The following is a 16,257-nucleotide window of genomic DNA, read 5'->3' on the forward strand; positions in this document are numbered from 1 at the left end:
GGGAGTAGCCGTGCGCGTAGCCGCGAAGGCGCCGGGCTCGGAGGCGCTGGCGCGCGGGCGGTACCGGGCGTATCCGTGGACAGCTACTGCGGGGCGGCGAAGCCGAGCTGCTTGTCGATCTGGTTGAGCAGCGGCTCACCGCCGGTGAAGCGTGCGAAGTTCTCCGCGAACTGGGCGGCCAGCTCCGGCAGGCAGCCCCGCGCGTCGCCGCTCAGGTGCGGCGAGATGATCACGTTCTCCATGGTCCACAACGGGTGCCCCCGCGGCAGCGGCTCGGCCTCGAAGACATCCAGCGCGGCGCCGGCGATCGAGCCGGTCTGCAGCGCCGCCACCAGCGCGTCGGTGTTCACGCAGGCGCCGCGGCCCACGTTGACCAGGCGTGCGGTCGGCTTCATCGCGTCGAGCACGGCCGCGTCGACGAGGTGGCGGGTCTGGTCGGTCAGCGGCGCCACCATGACCACGTAGTCAAACCCGGGAACGACGGCGGCCAGGTCAGCGGAGGCGAAGACCTCGCCGAAGTCTGCATCACCGGCGCGGGCTGTTCGACCCGCACCCGCCACGTCCATGCCAACGGCACGGAGCAGGCGGGCGGTTTCGCGGCCGATCGAGCCGGTGCCGACGATCAGCGCGCGCTTGCGGTACAGCCCTTCGGTGTCCCGGTGCTGCCAGGCCTGCTGCCGCTGCTGGGACAGCAGACCGGGCAGGTCCTTGGCGAAGGCGAGCATGCTGCCCAGCACGAACTCGGCCATCGGCCGGTCGAAGATCCCCCGGGCGTTCGTCACGGTGATGCCCGAGCTGCGAAGCTCGTCGAACAGGAGTTTGTCCACGCCGGCCGCCGGCACATGGATCCACTCCAGTGAATCCGCCGCATGCCAGGCATTCTGCAGGGCGGTGGAGAAGAAGTCCCAGAGGAAGAGCACCTGCGCGCCCTGGAGCGCGGCGGGCAGCCCGTCCGCGGACGTGTAGCGGACCTCCGCGGCGGCTTCCACGGCTGCCATGCCGGGCGGGCGATGCCCCTCGTGGCAGAGGACGGCGACGATGGGGCGGCTCATGCGCTCTGCAGGCCTTCCGAGTGGACGGCTTCAGGCTCAACTGCCTCCGGAGTCCCGCGGGTTTCCAGCATCGAGGCGGTCAGGTCCGCCGCGGCGGTCTCCATGTGCCGCACCAGCGCCTGGTGCAGGCCCTCGGCGTCCGCGGCCGCGAGCAGGTCGACCAGCTCCTGGTGCTCGGCGACCAGTTCGTTGAAGCGGCGGTAGGAAATCTTCACGTGCACCATGCAGATGCGGGATTCGGCCGCCAGCGTGACGAACATCCGCGACAGCCGGGCATTGCCGGACGCGGCGACCAGCGCCGTATGGAACCTCAGGTCAAGCTCTGCGACCTTGGCCCAATCGCGCGCGGCGACGGCGTCCGGCAGCCTGGCAATAATCCGCGCCAGCTGCCGCACCGCCTTGCCCACGGCCGGTTCGCCGGCGGCCAGGATCTCCCGAGCCGCCGCGGTCTCGACCGCCTGCCGGGCGACGTAGATTTCGGTGATGTCCGCAGGCGACAGTTCCAGCACGAACACCCCGCGGTTGCGGTGGCTGACCAGCAGGCCCTCCTGGCTCAGCCGCTGCAGGGCCTCGCGCACCGGCCCCCGCGACACGTTGAGCTGCTGCGCGATGGCGGCCTCGGTGACCTGCTCGCCCAGCCGGAAGGAACCGTCGATGATCCGCGCGCGCAGCTGGTCGGCGATCAGCACGGCGGTGGGACGCGCTTCCAAGGTGGAGAGCCGTCGATGCCGGACATGTGGAACTTCCTCCTGGGTCGGGGCCCGCGGTGCTGTGCAGCTATCCAGTCTAGCCAACAGCCACGTGCCTTTCGGCCCCGTGCCTTTTCGGCGGCGGATGACGACGGCGGAGCCCCGCCTCGGGTGCAGCGGCTGGCTACTGGCCGGGGTTGAGTCCCTTCCGCTCCTTCAGCTGCTGCAGCCCTTCTTCGGCCGCCATCCGGGTTTCGAGTTCTTCGAAGGCCTGGCGCACTTGTGGCGAATCCGGATCGGACCAGGCCAGTTCTTCGTAGGCTGCGGCGCGGGCCTGCAGCGAACGGGCTTCCTGCTCGGCCTGGCGGGCGGCCTCCCGGGCGTCGGTGGCCTGCCGGCCGGAGGAGTTGACCGCTTCCTGCATGCCGAGGGCGGCCTGGGCGGCGCTGTGGTTGGCCTTCAGCGACTGGTAGTGCAGGCGGGAATCCTCGATGCGGTGCTCGAGCCGGACCAGTGTCTGCTCCAGCCCGCGGACCTGGTCGTCGAGCTGCTGCCGCTGGGCGGTGAGCGTTTCCATCCGCTTGCGCACGGCGATGCTGCGCTGCAAAGCCTGCCGCGCGCCGTCGTCGTTCCCCGCTGCCACCGCCTGTTCGGCGGCCCGGTCCAGGGCAGCCACCTCAGCCGCGGCCTGGTCGGCGAGCAGTTCCACCCGGCGGCGGTTGGCGGCCACGTCCGCGGCGCTGCGCCGGGCCTGGTCGAGCAGGTCCAATTGGTTGGCGTAGGTCTCGTCCAGCGTCTGCATCGGGTCTGCCGGCGGCTGCTGGCGGGCGCTGCGGTTGGCTCTGACGATGCGCCCCAGGCGCCGGCGGATCGACATGGTTCTCCTTCAGGCGCTCAGAGCTGGCGGTGGTGGGAGTTGTAGGAGCGGTTCCAGGTCTGCAGGGCGTCCAGCTCCATGGCCAGGTGCGATCCGACCTGCTGCATCCGGGCCGTGCTGATTGAGTGGCCGGTCTGCAGGACGGACTGCCGCAGCTCCGAACCCAGTCCGCACAGCTGCTCCACCTGCTTCTGCAGACCGGGCAGCAGGGCCCTGCGCAGCTGCGGATCCGGCTCGCGCTCGGCCAGGTGCAGCTGCGCGTCCAGCGCCTGCTCGGCCTTGGAGAGGTTCAGCGCGACCGCCGGCAGCTCGCCCACGGGCCGGCCCTGTCCGGAGGCAGCGGTGAGGGAGCGCTCTGTCGCTTCGGTCGAGCGCTGCAGCTGCAGCCGGAGCCGGGCCAGCTGCCGCTTCGACTGATCGCCGGTAGCGAGGCGCACCATCAGCTGGCCCTTGCGCATGTTCCGCTGGATCTTCCTGGACCGCCGGATCCGGCGGACGACCAGCCAGCAGGCCACGGCGGCCGCCAGTGTGAAAGCCAGCATGACAGTGCCGCCGATCAGCAGGATCTGCGGCACAACTTCGGAAACAAAATCAGCGGCGCTGGCTTCGACGGTCATCTCAGGCATAAGACTAGTCTGCATCCGTACCTCACCTTCCCGCCAGACAACGAGCGGAGGGCCTGGATAGGTTCCCGCCGCCGCTCCAAGCCGGCCGGAAAAGCAAAGAAGCCGGTTCCCCCAGTGGAGGAACCGGCCCCTTTCAAGTCAGTCATCAGCGGCATTCGCCGCGGCGGCTGCTAGAGCGCGCGGATGTTCGCAGCCTGCAGGCCCTTGGGGCCCTGGGTGGTTTCGAACTCAACCTTCTGCTCTTCGCGCAGTTCGCGGTAGCCATTGGACTCGATCGCGCTGTAGTGCGCGAAAACGTCGGCCGAACCGTCATCGGGAGCGATGAAGCCGAAGCCCTTTTCGGAATTGAACCACTTCACAGTTCCAGTTGCCATTTTGTACTCCTCGGAGTCTATCCAAGCCCCGTCTTTCGGGGCCTCCTGCAGCGGTGTTCTTTTTGCCGCCGTTCAGAGAAGCACAAGTCCTCCGGATGGAGGAGCCCGTTGCTAAAAATCAAATGCGCAACACAACAACTACGCGTCCAACTGTACAGCACATTGCGTACCACGCTGACCACGGCACCGTCGCAGCCTCCGGTTCCGGCCGCCGTCGTTAATTTCCACCGCACACAGCTTGCGTTGAGGTTGGCACGCTAAGCTCATGCCATCTGTTGGGCAACCGCCCGTTTACCGCGGCTGGGAAGTCGACTCCAATCGCCTGAAGGCCGCATGACTATTACCGCATCACCCCGCGCCGCCCGCCCCGCCCGCGGCACCGCCGGCTCGAGCAGCTACTCCAGCCTGATCAAGACCATCCGTGAAGCCGGCTTGCTGCGCCGCCGCCGGTCCTTCTACATCACGCTCTTCGTTGCGCTGTGCCTTGGCCTTGCCGGAGCGGGCACCGGCTTCGTGCTCCTCGGGGACAGCTGGTTCCAGCTGATTATCGCCGGCGTGCTGGGAATCCTGTTCACCCAGCTGGCGTTCATCGCGCACGAAGCGGCGCACCGCCAGGTGTTTGCCTCCGGGCCGGCCAACGACCGCGCTGGCCGCGTGCTCGCCAACCTGTTCGTGGGCATCAGCTACCAGTGGTGGGTCAACAAGCACAACCGGCACCATGCCAATCCGAATACCCTGGGCAAGGATCCGGACATTGAGCAGGACACCATTTCCTTCCTGCCCGAGCAGGCGCAGGAACGCCGGGGCTTCATGGCGTGGCTGACCCGCCGCCAGGGCTACCTGTTCTTCCCCCTGCTGACGCTGGAAGGGCTGAACCTGCACGCGACGTCGATCCGCTACCTTTTCGGCAATACCCCGATCAAGGGCCGCAAGCGCGAGATCGGCACCGTCCTGGTCCGCCTCGCCCTCTATGTTGGCGCCATCTTCTACTTCCTGCCCCTAGGCATGGCCTTTGCCTTCATCGGCGTGCAGCTCGCGGTCTTCGGCATCTACATGGGCGCCTCGTTCGCCCCCAACCACAAGGGCATGCCGCTGATCCCGAAGGGGTCGACCATCGATTTCCTCAGCCGCCAGGTCCTGACGAGCCGGAACATCACCGGGAGGACCCGGCTGGGCAACCGCGTCATCAACGCGTTCATGGGCGGACTGAACTACCAGGTGGAGCACCACCTGTTTCCGAGCATGCCCCGGCCGAACCTGGCGCGCGCCAGCGAGATTGTCCGCGAGTACTGCGCCACGCACAAGATCCCCTACACCGAGGCCACGCTGCCCCAGTCCTACGGCATCGTCATCAACTACCTCAACAAGGTCGGCCTGTCGGCGCGCGACCCCTTCGACTGTCCGATGGTCACCCAGTACCGTCCGCGCTAAGCCGGACCAGGCGGGGAGCCGAAAAGCGGCTGCCACTTGTGTCCGCCCAGGTCAGCATGGCTAGATGGCAGGGTGGTCGACGTGCGCACTGAGATTGTCATCAACCGTCCCGCCGCCGAGGTGGCTGCCTACGCAGCCGATCCGGACCGGGCGCCGGATTGGTATGCCAACATCCGCCAGGTCGAATGGCGCACCCCGAAGCCGTTGGCGGTCGGTTCCGAGGTGGCCTTCGTGGCGCAGTTCCTGGGCCGCCGGCTGGCCTACACCTACCGCGTGGAGGAGTGGGAGCCGGAGCGGCGGTTCGTGATGCGCACCGCTGAGGGGCCGTTTCCGATGGAGACCACGTACGGCTGGGAGCCGCTCGGGGCTTCCGCCACGCGCATGTCCCTGCGGAACGCCGGCGAGCCTGCCGGCTTCTCCCGGCTGGCGGCGCCGTTCATGGCACGGATGATGCGGCGGGAAAACCGCAAGGACCTGCGGCGGCTCAAGGAGATCCTGGAAGCGGCGCCCGTGTCCTGACTGCTTGGTGCCGGCGCCGGAGTTGCGCCGGAAGATGGAGTCAGAGCTGGCTGAAAGCCGCCCTGGCCGGATCGGCGCCCACCCGGTTGCCGGCTTCCAGGCCGGAAACGGCCGCGATCTCCTCAGCCGTCAGCTCGATGCCGGCGGCCGCCAGGTTCTCCGCCATCCGCCCCGGATTGACGGTCTTCGGGATCGCGATGATGCCCTGGGCGAGGTGCCAGGCGAGGATGATCTGGGCCGGCGTGGCGCCGCGCTCGGCCGCGAGCGACGTGATCACCCGCTGGTCCAGGTCCACGCCCTGTCCCAGCGGGCTGTAGGCCTGCACCGCCAGCCCCAGCTCGCGGCTCTTCTGCACGGCAGCAGCCTGCTGCAGGCTGGGGTGGATCTCCAGCTGGTTGACCGCGGGAGTGGTCTGGGCCTCCGCCGCCAGGGCCTCAAGGTGCTCCGGCAGGAAGTTCGAGACCCCGATGGCCCGGGCACCGCCGTCGGAATGGATCTTTTCCAGTTCCTTCCACGCCCGCACGTACAGCCCCTGGGACGGCACCGGCCAATGGATCAGGTACAGGTCCACGTAATCCAGGCGGAGCTCGGCCAGGCTGTTGTCGAACGCCTGGCGCGCCAGGTGCTGCTCGCCGTTGCGCAGTTTGGTGGTGATGAACAGTTCCTCGCGCGGCAGGCCGCTGGCCCGGATCGCGCGCCCCACGGCGGCCTCGTTGCGGTACGCGGCGGCGGTGTCGATATGCCGGTAGCCGGCCTCGAGCGCGGCCTCCACGGCTTCCTGCGTTTCGCCCGGCAGCACCTGGAACACGCCGAAGCCCAGCTGCGGAATGCTGACGCCGTTATTAAGTACGACGGCGGGGATCCGGGTCATGCGCGTTCCTTACTTCTTGGGGACCAGGACGCCGAACACGCGCACTTCGGCCAGGTGCTGGCCGTCCTGGTCTTCAATGGTCACGTCGACGATGTTGTTGCGGCCGTAGCGGGTGCGTTCGACGCCGCTGGCGATCAGCCGGGAACCGGCGGCGCCGGGGGCGATGTAGGTGATTTCGGCCTGCCGGGAGACTGAGGGGTGGCCGAGGGATTCGCAGACGAAGGCGAAGACGGTGTCGCCGAGCGTGAAGAGGTAGCCGCCGTGCAGGATGCCGTGGCCGTTGAGCATGGTGTCCTGGACATCCATGGCCATGGTCACGCGTCCGGCTTCCGCGGACACAACCTCGATCCCCAGGTTCTGTGAGGACTTGTCGAAGGAGTACCGGTGCCGGATGAGGTCCTCGATGCTGGCGAATCCTTCATGGGTGGCAGGGGTGGTCACGGTTCCTCCAAGCTGTGGCGCGGGTCTCGTTCTACGGTAGCAAGCCCGGCAGGATGCAATCGCCCGGGGCCCGCTCGCATAGCCCGCGTTCAGTCCTCGCTGGAGATGATCCGGCGACGGGCGCTGAGCAGGTCCACGCCGGGGCGGTAGGCCACGTGGTTCTCGGCCGAGTCCAGCACTTCGACAATGTGGGACCGGTCCGCCGCCACCATGCCGATGCCCAGTGCGGCCCGGCGGTAGAGGTCATGGTGGTCTACCTCGGCGATGGAGACGTCGAACCGCTTGCGCACCTCGGCGATGATGGGCCGCACCACGGAACGCTTTTCCTTCAGCGAATGGACATCGCCGAGCAGGAGGTCGAATTCAATCCATCCAATCCACATAGGACCCATCCTGCCCCGGCGACACGCGCTGCGGAAGGCACGCGCCGGCGTCGTACTCTGTGGCGGCCCATTCCCCGGCCGGCCCGCCCGGTCTACACTTTGAGACGTTGGGAATATCAATAGGGCCGGAATAGGTATTTCCGCTGCGCAATGGCTGCGGCCTAGGCTGGAGAGTCGATCAGCCCGGCCCGAAGCGTAAAGGAGTGCTGTTGCGTATGGAACTGCGGCATCTGCGCTACTTCGTAGCCGTGGCCGAGGAGCGCCATTTCGGCCGAGCCGCCGACCGGCTGCACATGGCGCAGCCGCCGCTTTCGCAGCAGATCAAGCAGCTTGAGGAGCAGCTGGGCACCCAGCTGCTCGAGCGCACCACGCGCAAGGTGGAGCTGACGTCCGCGGGCGAATTGCTGCTGGAGCGCGGCCGCCGGATTCTTGAAGAACTGCAGACCCTGGAGTCCGATGTGGCCCAGGTCGGCCGCGGCGTGCAGGGCATCCTGCGGGTCGGCTTCACCGGATCCGCCACCTACCGGCTGATGCCGCAGGTGGTGCGCGAGGCCAAGGAGCGCCTGCCCGGGCTGCAGCTGAAGGTCCGGGGCGAGATGCTTACCCCGCAGCTGGTGGACGGGCTGGAGGAGCACAGCCTGGACGTCGCCGTGCTGCGGCCGCCGGTGAACTCGGACCGGCTGGAGCTGCGGACGCTGGAGCATGATGAGCTCATCGCCGCGCTGCCCGACGACTCGCCGCTGGCCAGCGAAGAGCGGCTGTCGCTGCAGCAGCTGGCAGGGGAGCAGTTCATCTCCTACCCGCTCAATTCCGCGGTCCACCGGGTTTTCATGGAGGCCTGCCGGAAGGCCGGGTTCGCGCCGACGGTGGTGCAGGAGGCCCGCGAGACTTCCACGCTGCTGTCCTTCGTTGCCGCCGGCACCGGCGTGGCGCTCATCCCGGCCGCCAGCCGGACCTTCTCGCTGGGCGGCACGGTCTTCCGCCCGCTCGCGGATGCGCCGGCGGCCGAACTGGCCATGGCCTGGCGCGCCGGGGACCAGCGGCCGCTGCTGGCGCGCTTCACCGAACTACTGCAGGAAATCACCCAACCCGTTAAGGACCAGCCATCGTGAAAATCGAACGCATCGAAGCCATCCCCTACTCGATCCCGTACACCAAGCCGCTGAAGTTCGCCAGCGGCCAGGTGACGGAGGCGGACCATGTGCTGCTCCGCGTCCATACCGACGAGGGCATCGTGGGGACCGCGGACACCCCGCCCCGCCCGTACACCTACGGCGAGACGCAGGACTCGATTGTCGCCGTCGTCAATAAGATCTTCGCGCCCGCCGTGATCGGCCTGGACCCGCTGGACCGCGAAAAGATCCACCAGGCGCTCGGCCGCACCATCCACAACCAGACGGCCAAGGGCGGCCTGGACATCGCGCTGTGGGACATCATCGGCCAGGCCGCCGGGATGCCGGTCAGCCAGCTGCTCGGCGGGTACACCGATTCGATGCAGGTCAGCCACATGCTCGGCTTCCAGCCGGCGCAGAAGCTGCTCGAGGAGGCGCTGCAGTTCCGCAGCGACTACGGCATCAACACCTTCAAGCTGAAGGTCGGCCGGCGGCCGCTGTCGCTGGATATCGAGGCCTGCCACGTGCTCCGCGAGGGGCTGGGCGAGGACGCGGACATCTACCTGGACGCCAACCGGGGCTGGACCGCCAACGAGGCGCTCGAGGTGCTGCGCCGCACCGAGGGGCTGGGGCTGTCGCTGCTGGAGGAGCCGTGCGACGCCAAGGAAGCCATGAGCCGGCGGCGGCTGGTGGACAAGTCGCCCATTCCGATCGTCGGCGATGAGAGCGTCCCGACGGCGGGGGACGTCTCCCGCGAACTGCTCTCCGGAGGCTGCAACGCCATCTGCATCAAGACCGCGCGCAGCGGCTTCACCGAAGCCACGCAGATCCTCGGGCTGTGCACCGGGCTGGGCGTGGACGTGACCATGGGCAACCAGATCGACACCCAGGTCGGGACCATCGCCACCGTGACCTTCGGGGCGGCGCACGAGGCCTCGTCCCGGAGGGCCGGCGAGCTGTCCAACTTCCTCGACATGAGCGACGACCTGCTGGCCGAGCCGATCGTCATCAAGGACGGCAGCATCAGCGTCCGCCAGATGCCTGGCGTCGGCGCCGCGATCGACGAAGCCAAGCTGGCGCACTACCGCCAGGACAACAAGTAGGCCCGAAGGAACCAGGAGAAAGGAAGCCAATGCTGTTTTTGGTCCGCATGGACGTGAACCTGCCCGTCGACATGCCCGCCGAGGAGGCCGCGTCCATCAAAGCGACGGAGAAGGCCTACTCGCAGGAGCTCCAGAAGGACGGCCGCTGGGCCAGCATCTGGCGGGTGGTGGGGGAGTACGCCAACTACTCGGTCTTCGACGTCGAGAGCAACGACGAGCTGCACGAACTGCTCTCCAACCTGCCGCTCTTCCCCTACATGGACATCGACGTCATCCCGCTGGCCAAGCATCCGTCGTCCATCAAGTAGCCACAGCAAAAGTCCGACGCCGGCACCCAGGGCAGGTGCCGGCGTCGGACTTTGGGTGCAGTGTTCCGGAGACGCTATGCGTCTTCGGAGGCAGTGCGCGAGCCGAGCTGGTCGTCCAGGCGCAGCAGGCCGGGACCGTCGTCGTTGACCAGCCGGACGCGGCCGATGATCTCGCCGACGGTGGCCTCTTCTTCGAGCTGTTCGTCGATGAACCAGGTCAGCAGCGGAATCGAATCGATGTCGCCGTCGTTCTGCGCCAGCCGGTAGAGTTCGCGGATGGCCTCGGAGACCTTCTTCTCGTGCGCCAGCGCGGCCTCGAAGGCCTGCAGCACGGTCTCGGCGGTCACCGCCGGGGCGGCGAGGGGGCCGATCTTCGGGTGGGCGCCGCGGTCCTGCATGTGGCTGATGAACTTGTTGGCGTGCACCACCTCTTCTTCGGCCTGCGCCCGGAACCAGCCGGCGATGCCCGGCAGGTCGATGGCGTCCATCTCGATGGCCAGCTGGCGGTAGACAACCGACGCCTGCAGTTCCAAGGTGACTTGGTCGTTGAATGCTTCTGCGAGTTTCCCGTTGAGCTCCATGTCCACCACATTATCCACGCGCCCATACCACCGCCAGCTAGGCAAGGCAAGCCATGCTAAGGGAAGCCTTCACTTTCCCGACGGGCGCCCAGGACGCTCCACCTGTCGGCCCACTCGCGCCCGGCTGGCCAATCAGGACGTACTGCATATCAATCAGCCGGATTTAGGTATTTGTGTGCACAAATGAATGTGGCTACGGTTACTTGGAGGACGGAATGCTGTGGCTGCGGGCACATCGGGGTGTGATGCAGCAGCGCAGTACCAACAGTGCGGGCGCCCGGCTCGGGGCGATGGGCCCGTCCAGCGTGAACTAGAGAGGGAACACACATGACCACCGAAACTGACGCCACTGCAGCGGCTTCCGGAGCGAAGGCTACCGAGCGCTTCCATGCGAACAAGAAGTTCGCCGGGGACACGAGCCAGGAACGCGTGAACCGGCTGGCCTCGCGCCTCGTCAAGGCCATCAACGACACCGTGCTCGAAGAGAAGGTGACGTATGACGAGTACAACGCCTTCAAGGCCTGGCTGATCAAGGTCGGTGAAGACGGCGAATGGCCGCTGTTCCTCGACGTCTGGGTCGAGCACTCCGTGGAGGAAGTGGCCAACGAGAACCGCGAAGGCAGCAAGGGCACCATCGAGGGGCCGTACTACGTTCCGGACGCCCCGAAGCTGGAATCCCCGGCAACCCTGCCGATGCGCGACGACGAGCCCGGCACCCCGCTGCTCTGGGAAGGCCGCATCACCAATGTGGCCGGCGAGCCCCTGCCGGGCGGCATTGTCGAGATCTGGCACGCCGACGACCGCGGCTTCTACTCCCAGTACGCGCCCGGCCTGCCCGAGTGGAACCTGCGCGGCACCGTCGTTGCCGACGCGGACGGCTACTTCCAGATCAACACCATGCAGCCGGCTCCGTACCAGATCCCGACGGACGGCGCCTGCGGCCAGCTGATCGCCGCCGCCGGCTGGCACGCCTGGCGTCCGGCCCACATCCATGTCAAGGTCCACGCCGCCGGGCACCAGGAGATCACCGCCCAGCTGTACTTCGTCGGCGACGAGCACCTCTCGGACGACATCGCCTCGGCCGTCAAGCCCGAACTGGTCCTGGACCCGAAGGACAAGGCGGACGGCACCGGCCGCGAAGTGATCTACAACTTCGTGCTGGACCCGGTGAAGTAAGCCCAGCTGCCATCCCGCCACAGCGGCCGCCCGGTCATCCGGCGCGGCCGCTGCTGCGTCTGGCGGGCGGGGAACCTGCCTGCCCGGACGGGTAGGTTGGATTCAGTCTTGCTGATGGAAAGGGGCCGGAGATGACGGAAGCGGTGCTGGCGGCCACCGTGGTGCTGCTGCGCGACGCACCTGGAGGTTTGGAGGTCCTGTTGCTGCAGCGGCCCGCGCAGGCCCGTGCCTTCGCAGGCGCTTGGGTCTTTCCCGGCGGCAAGGTGGACCCGGAGGACTTCGGTCCCGGGGAGCATGACCCTAACGACGGCGGTGCTTCACCGGAGCGTGAGCTCCTCGCCGCCCGCCGTGCCGGAGTGCGGGAGACCTGGGAGGAAACCGGGCTGCGGATGAACGTCGACGAGCTCGCGCAACTGTCCGTGTGGATCCCGGGCCCGCATGTCCCGCGCCGCTTCCGCACCCTGTTCTTCGTGGCCGCCGCGCCCTCGCCGGAGCAGCCCATCGTCCTGAACGTCGGCGAGCTGGAGGACTATGCGTGGCTTCACCCCGAAACCGCCTTGGCGCGGCACGGCGCGGGAACCATGACCTTGGCACCGCCGACCTGGGTGACGCTGCACTGGTTGTCGCACTGCGCGGATACCGCCACCGCGCTGGGCCAGGTCCGGACCGGCCAGCCCGAGGTCTTCCAGAGCCGTCTGCGGGAGGACGCCGACGGCCGGCAGTTCGTGCTCTGGCCCGGGGATGCGGACTATGATGACGCCGGCAGGGGCGCCGATCCACAAGCCAGGCACCGGCTTGAGGTCACGTCGCTGCCCTGGGCCTACGAGCGCAACCTCGGCGACTGGCCGCGCTACTTTGCGGCGGAACCGCCGGCGACCTTGTAGCTCCACAGCTCTGCGGACATGCCCACCGGCTTCTGCGGGGCTTCGCCCTCCGCCTGCGCATGACCGTGGCCGAACGCCTTCGAGCTCTTCCATGCCTCGAAGGACTCCTCGTCCCGCCAGCGGGTGATGACCAGCCACGTAGTGCGGTCATCGGTCGGCTGCAGCAATTCGAAACCCTCGAAGCCGTCCTGGTTGTCCACCGCCCCGGCACGGGCGGCGAACCGCTTGGCGAGCTCGTCGCCGGAGTCTGCGGGCACGGTGATGGCGTTGATCTTGATGATGCTCATGGCCCTATTATGCTCACCGGCACCGACCGTATGCTGGGCCCAGCAACGAATATGACTTGGGAGATGCCATGCGCCGGAAAAAGCACTGGAACGAATTGACCACCGGACAGAAGGCCTCGGTCTTCCTTTCGAGCGCCGTCCAGCTGAGCCTGCTGCTCGCCGCCCTGGCGGACCTGCGCAAGCGCCCTGCCGCCCAAATCAACGGCCCAAAGCCCGCATGGGCCGTCGGTTCCTTCATCAGCTTCTTCGGGCCCATCGCCTACTTCCTCTTCGGCCGCAAGAAGGTCGGTCAGCCCTCGGCCTTCGGCCAGTCCCGGTAGGCGATCCGGTCGATCCGCACGATCTGGCCGAGCCGGCTCCACTCATTGCGGCCCAGCCGGGCCAGCGGCTTCAGCCGGTCCGCTGCCGGGTGGCCGCCGTCCAGCATCTCTTCATTGATCACGGCGTGCTGGACCCGCCCGAGGACCAGCCAGGAATTGCCCACCGGGATGATGCTGTGGACCCGGCATTCCAGCGCCACGGGGGACTCCGCGACCCGGGGCGGACGCACGGTGAGGCTCGGCTCCTGAGTCAGGCCCACGGCGTCGAACTCGCTGACCTCCGCGGGGAAATTGGTGCCGGTGCCGTTGATCTCCGCGAACAGTTCCTCCGGTGCGAAGTTGACCACGAACTCGCCGGTGGCTTCGGCGTTGTCCAAGCTGTCCTTGCGCGCTGTCGACGTGAACTGCACGATCGGCGGATCGGTGGAGGCCACGGTGAAGAAGGAATGCGGAGCCAGGTTCGGGACGCCGTTGGTGCTGACGGTCGACACCCAAGCGATCGGCCGCGGGATAACGACCGACGTCAGGAATTTGTAGAAGTCCTTCGGACCCAGTCCGGCCGGGGAGATATCTACGCGCATAATTTCATATGACCACAGCGAGCCCGAACCACGGCGAAAGGCTCCAGCATTGGACCTGAATCTGCTGCGCACCTTCATCTCCGTCTACGAGACCGGAAGCCTGACGTCGACGGCGCGCGCCATGTTTGTCACGCAGCCTTCCGTCAGCCATGCCGTGGCCCGGCTGCGCCAGGAGCTTGCCGACGAGCTCTTTGTCCGCGGCGGCGGGCGGATGGAGCCGACGCCGGTGGCCCGCTCCCTTTACCCGGAGTTCAAGGAGGCCGTGGCGAGAATCGATGCGGCCGTGGACAGCACCAAAAGCTTCGACCCGGCCACCTCCGCCCGGCGCTTCCGGCTCTGCCTCTCGGACCTTGGCGAGCTCGGTTTCCTGCCACAGATCCTGCACCGCGTTTCCGATGTGGCGCCGCTGGTGGAGATCGAGGTCGTTCCGATGGAGATCAGCCTGCTGGCCGAGTGGCTCGCCAAAGGCACGGTTGACGCAGCCATTGCCTCGTCGCCGCTGGAGGCCGACTTCGGCAGTACGTTGCTGAAGACGGAGAAGTACGTCTGCTTGCTTCGCGAGGACTTCCGGCTGCGCGGCCAGGAAATGACGCTGGAGGAATTCACCGCTGCAGGGCATGCCATTGTCGCCCGGAGCACCGGACACCTGCTGGCGGAAAACACGATCGAGGAACTCGGCATCGTCAGGCGCTCCGCCGTCGTCGTCCACCACTTCGCGGTATTGCCGCATATCGTCTCGGAGTGCAATCTGCTGGCCGTCGTGCCGGAATCCATGGCGCGTGGCTGGCTGGAGCAGTGGCCGCTGAAGGTCGCCGAACTGCCGTTCGCTGTGCCGCCGCTGGACGTGATGCTGCACCGCGGCGCCGTCGGCCGCCAGTCCCCGGCCCTGCAGTGGTTCCACCGGACGTTGCTGGAGGCGCTGCTTCCCTAGGTCCTCACCGGTATTAGCGCTGTCTATTTCAACTAGAGACAACATTTAGTAGCGGCATGGCGGGGTGCTTCCTAGACTGGCTCGAGGAACTCGTCGACACAAGGAAGTGACTGATGAAACGCCTCTCCACACTGCTCATCGCGGCCTCCGCGTCCCTCGCCTTGGCCGCCTGCGGCTCCGGCTCGCCCTCCGGGTCCACGGTGGAATCCGAAGCTGCCGGCGGTGCGGAAGGCCTTACCGAGGTAAGAGTCGGCGCTATCCCCATTGGCGACGTCGCCCCGATCCATCTCGGCAAGGCGCAGGGCTTCTTCGAGGATGAGGGCCTGGACCTCGTCATCGAGAACACCACCGGAGGTGCCGTCGCGGTTCCCGGCGTCGTCAGCGGCGACTTCGATTTCGCGTTCGGCAACACCGTCTCCCTCATGGTCGCGCGCGACCAAGGCCTTGACCTCAAGTATGTCGCCAATGGAACAACGACGGTGGGCGGCAGCGACGGCGATTTTGCGGGGGTCGTGGTGGCGGAGGATTCAGACATCCAGGACGCGACGGACCTGCAAGGCAAGACCGTCTCCTCGAACAATTTGGCCAACATCGGGGATACCTCCGTCCGGAGCGCGGTGGACAAGGCCGGCGGGGATGGGTCCACGCTGGAATTCGTGGAAGTGGCGTTCCCGGATGCGCTCGCCGCCGTCGAAAACGGGCAGGTGGACGCCGCCCTGATCCTCGAGCCGTTCCTGACTCCGGCCGTCCAAAGCGGTGCCCGGGTGGTCTCCTGGCCGTACGCGGAGACGCACCCGGACCTCGACATCGGGGGCTACTTCACCACGACGGAGAAGATCGAGCAGGAGCCGGAGCTGGTCGGGAAGTTCACGGCGGCGATGAAGAAGTCGATGGAGTACGCGCAGGAGAACCCGGACGAGGTGCGCGAAATCATCGGCACGTACACGAAGACTGACAAGGCTCTGCTGGAGGAGATCACCCTGCCCCGTTTCGTCCCCGAATTCCACCGGGACGCGGCGCAGGCCCTCGGGGAGGCCGCACTCAAATACGGAACCATCAGCAAGGCGCCCGACCTGGATGCGCTGCTGCCGGCGGAAGGCCAGTAGGAATGAGAGTCGCAGAAGCGGTAGGACGGACGCTGGCACAGCTGGGCGTGCAGCAGGTCTTCGGAGTGACCGGCAGCGGGAACTTCCACTTCACCAATGCCCTGATCGACGGCGGTGCCCGGTTCGTTGCCGCCCGGCACGAAATGGGAGCGGCATGCATGGCCGACGCGTACGCCCGGGCCACCGGCGAGGTTTCCGCGGTCAGCGTGCACCAAGGCTGCGGGCTGACCAATGCGATGACGGGCATCGGCGAGGCGGCCAAGAGCCGCACCCCAATGCTGGTGCTCTCCGGCGACACCCCGCCCACGCAGAAAACCTCCAACTTCTGGATCGACCAGGCCGGGGCGGTCGCCGCCCTTGGTGCCAAGGTGGAACGGATCCATTCGCCGCAGACCGCGGTGGAGGACGCCGTCCGCGCCTTCCGGCTCGCCCGGGACGAGCGGCACACCGTCCTGCTCAACATGCCGCTGGATGTGCAGGAAGAACAGATCGACTGGCGTCCCGAGGACGTTCCGGACATCGCGCCGCGGCTGGCACCCGGCCCTTCGGCAGAGGCTGTGTCCCGGCTGGCGGACCTGCTGGCCGGAGCCGCAGGCCGGTGCTGG

General features: G+C 67.4%; 22 protein-coding genes. 11 read left to right on the forward strand and 11 right to left on the reverse strand.

Annotated features, from left to right (window positions below):
- Nucleotides 1-83: 83 nt before the first annotated feature.
- From D477_RS12530 to D477_RS12550, 5 genes are all read right to left on the reverse strand, one after another.
- A complete protein-coding gene (locus D477_RS12530) occupies nucleotides 84-1,052 on the reverse strand; it encodes a D-2-hydroxyacid dehydrogenase (RefSeq protein ID WP_005269715.1) in 969 nt (322 codons plus the stop codon).
- Nucleotides 1,049-1,846: a GntR family transcriptional regulator gene (locus tag D477_RS12535; protein WP_237740786.1), complete on the reverse strand. Its 798-nt coding sequence runs from the start codon at nucleotides 1,844-1,846 to the stop codon at nucleotides 1,049-1,051. The genes D477_RS12530 and D477_RS12535 overlap by 4 nt, the downstream gene beginning before the upstream one ends.
- A 79-nt stretch (nucleotides 1,847-1,925) precedes the next feature.
- Nucleotides 1,926-2,618 (reverse strand): PspA/IM30 family protein, encoded by a 693-nt coding sequence (locus D477_RS12540; protein ID WP_005269717.1) that lies wholly within the window; start codon nucleotides 2,616-2,618, stop codon nucleotides 1,926-1,928.
- A gap of 17 nt (nucleotides 2,619-2,635) precedes the next feature.
- Nucleotides 2,636-3,244 carry a hypothetical protein gene (locus D477_RS21255; RefSeq protein ID WP_005269718.1) on the reverse strand — a complete coding sequence of 203 codons (609 nt, stop codon included), beginning with the start codon at nucleotides 3,242-3,244 and terminating at the stop codon, nucleotides 2,636-2,638.
- Between the two features lie 170 nt (nucleotides 3,245-3,414).
- Nucleotides 3,415-3,618 carry a cold-shock protein gene (locus tag D477_RS12550; protein WP_005269719.1) on the reverse strand — a complete coding sequence of 68 codons (204 nt, stop codon included), beginning with the start codon at nucleotides 3,616-3,618 and terminating at the stop codon, nucleotides 3,415-3,417.
- Between the two features lie 333 nt (nucleotides 3,619-3,951).
- On the opposite strand from D477_RS12550, the gene D477_RS12555 reads away from it, so the two are divergent.
- Together D477_RS12555 and D477_RS12560 are read left to right on the forward strand one after the other, a co-directional pair.
- Nucleotides 3,952-5,049, forward strand: a complete 1,098-nt coding sequence (locus tag D477_RS12555; RefSeq protein ID WP_005269723.1) for a fatty acid desaturase family protein — start codon at nucleotides 3,952-3,954, stop codon at nucleotides 5,047-5,049.
- Nucleotides 5,050-5,130: 81 nt separating this feature from the next.
- A complete protein-coding gene (locus D477_RS12560; protein ID WP_237740787.1) occupies nucleotides 5,131-5,568 on the forward strand; it encodes an SRPBCC family protein in 438 nt (145 codons plus the stop codon).
- 40 nt (nucleotides 5,569-5,608) lie between these two features.
- On the opposite strand, the gene D477_RS12565 is transcribed toward D477_RS12560, so the two are convergent.
- From D477_RS12565 to D477_RS12575, 3 genes are all read right to left on the reverse strand, one after another.
- Entirely contained in the window at nucleotides 5,609-6,439 is an 831-nt protein-coding gene (locus D477_RS12565) for an aldo/keto reductase (RefSeq protein ID WP_005269725.1), read from the reverse strand.
- Between the two features lie 9 nt (nucleotides 6,440-6,448).
- Complete coding sequence (locus D477_RS12570) at nucleotides 6,449-6,880, reverse strand: hotdog fold thioesterase (protein WP_005269726.1); 432 nt, start codon at nucleotides 6,878-6,880, stop codon at nucleotides 6,449-6,451.
- 89 nt (nucleotides 6,881-6,969) lie between these two features.
- On the reverse strand, nucleotides 6,970-7,263 hold the full coding sequence (locus D477_RS12575; RefSeq protein WP_005269727.1) for a DUF503 domain-containing protein: 294 nt from the start codon (nucleotides 7,261-7,263) through the stop codon (nucleotides 6,970-6,972).
- A gap of 215 nt (nucleotides 7,264-7,478) precedes the next feature.
- Between D477_RS12575 and D477_RS12580 the strand changes: the two genes are divergently transcribed.
- Genes D477_RS12580 through catC form a run of 3 tightly spaced genes read left to right on the forward strand, consistent with a single transcriptional unit; the run spans nucleotide 7,479 to nucleotide 9,786 of the window.
- The gene (locus D477_RS12580; RefSeq protein WP_005269728.1) at nucleotides 7,479-8,375 is read left to right on the forward strand and encodes a LysR substrate-binding domain-containing protein; all 897 of its coding nucleotides are present in this window, start codon (nucleotides 7,479-7,481) and stop codon (nucleotides 8,373-8,375) included.
- Complete coding sequence (locus D477_RS12585) at nucleotides 8,372-9,478, forward strand: enolase C-terminal domain-like protein (protein ID WP_005269729.1); 1,107 nt, start codon at nucleotides 8,372-8,374, stop codon at nucleotides 9,476-9,478. Before D477_RS12580 ends, D477_RS12585 begins: the two co-directional genes overlap by 4 nt.
- A 29-nt stretch (nucleotides 9,479-9,507) precedes the next feature.
- Nucleotides 9,508-9,786: a muconolactone Delta-isomerase gene (gene catC / locus D477_RS12590; RefSeq protein WP_005269730.1), complete on the forward strand. Its 279-nt coding sequence runs from the start codon at nucleotides 9,508-9,510 to the stop codon at nucleotides 9,784-9,786.
- Between the two features lie 74 nt (nucleotides 9,787-9,860).
- Here catC and D477_RS12595 read toward each other — a convergent pair whose 3' ends face one another.
- A complete protein-coding gene (locus D477_RS12595) occupies nucleotides 9,861-10,367 on the reverse strand; it encodes a ferritin (protein ID WP_005269731.1) in 507 nt (168 codons plus the stop codon).
- Nucleotides 10,368-10,694: 327 nt separating this feature from the next.
- Between D477_RS12595 and catA the strand changes: the two genes are divergently transcribed.
- A complete protein-coding gene (catA, locus tag D477_RS12600; protein WP_005269732.1) occupies nucleotides 10,695-11,543 on the forward strand; it encodes a catechol 1,2-dioxygenase in 849 nt (282 codons plus the stop codon).
- Between the two features lie 131 nt (nucleotides 11,544-11,674).
- The gene (locus D477_RS12605; protein WP_005269734.1) at nucleotides 11,675-12,427 is read left to right on the forward strand and encodes an NUDIX hydrolase; all 753 of its coding nucleotides are present in this window, start codon (nucleotides 11,675-11,677) and stop codon (nucleotides 12,425-12,427) included.
- Here D477_RS12605 and D477_RS12610 read toward each other — a convergent pair.
- Nucleotides 12,394-12,714 (reverse strand): antibiotic biosynthesis monooxygenase family protein, encoded by a 321-nt coding sequence (locus D477_RS12610; RefSeq protein ID WP_005269736.1) that lies wholly within the window; start codon nucleotides 12,712-12,714, stop codon nucleotides 12,394-12,396. The genes D477_RS12605 and D477_RS12610 overlap by 34 nt on opposite strands.
- 68 nt (nucleotides 12,715-12,782) lie before the next feature.
- On the opposite strand from D477_RS12610, the gene D477_RS12615 reads away from it, so the two are divergent.
- Nucleotides 12,783-13,034, forward strand: a complete 252-nt coding sequence (locus tag D477_RS12615; protein WP_043846864.1) for a PLD nuclease N-terminal domain-containing protein — start codon at nucleotides 12,783-12,785, stop codon at nucleotides 13,032-13,034.
- Here the strand turns inward: D477_RS12615 and D477_RS12620 are convergent.
- Nucleotides 13,004-13,615, reverse strand: a complete 612-nt coding sequence (locus D477_RS12620) for a flavin reductase family protein (protein ID WP_005269740.1) — start codon at nucleotides 13,613-13,615, stop codon at nucleotides 13,004-13,006. The genes D477_RS12615 and D477_RS12620 overlap by 31 nt on opposite strands.
- Nucleotides 13,616-13,664: 49 nt before the next feature.
- Here D477_RS12620 and D477_RS12625 point away from each other — a divergent pair, with 49 nt between their 5' ends.
- The 3 genes from D477_RS12625 to D477_RS12635 form a co-directional block, all read left to right on the forward strand.
- On the forward strand, nucleotides 13,665-14,546 hold the full coding sequence (locus tag D477_RS12625; protein WP_005269741.1) for a LysR family transcriptional regulator: 882 nt from the start codon (nucleotides 13,665-13,667) through the stop codon (nucleotides 14,544-14,546).
- A 113-nt stretch (nucleotides 14,547-14,659) separates the two neighbouring features.
- Entirely contained in the window at nucleotides 14,660-15,652 is a 993-nt protein-coding gene (locus D477_RS12630) for an ABC transporter substrate-binding protein (protein WP_005269742.1), read from the forward strand.
- A 2-nt stretch (nucleotides 15,653-15,654) separates the two neighbouring features.
- A partial coding sequence (locus D477_RS12635) for a thiamine pyrophosphate-binding protein (protein ID WP_005269743.1) occupies nucleotides 15,655-16,257 on the forward strand: 603 nt, incomplete at its 3' end.

The organism is Arthrobacter crystallopoietes BAB-32 (assembly GCF_000328305.2).
GTDB classification, from domain to species: domain Bacteria; phylum Actinomycetota; class Actinomycetes; order Actinomycetales; family Micrococcaceae; genus Crystallibacter; species Crystallibacter crystallopoietes_A.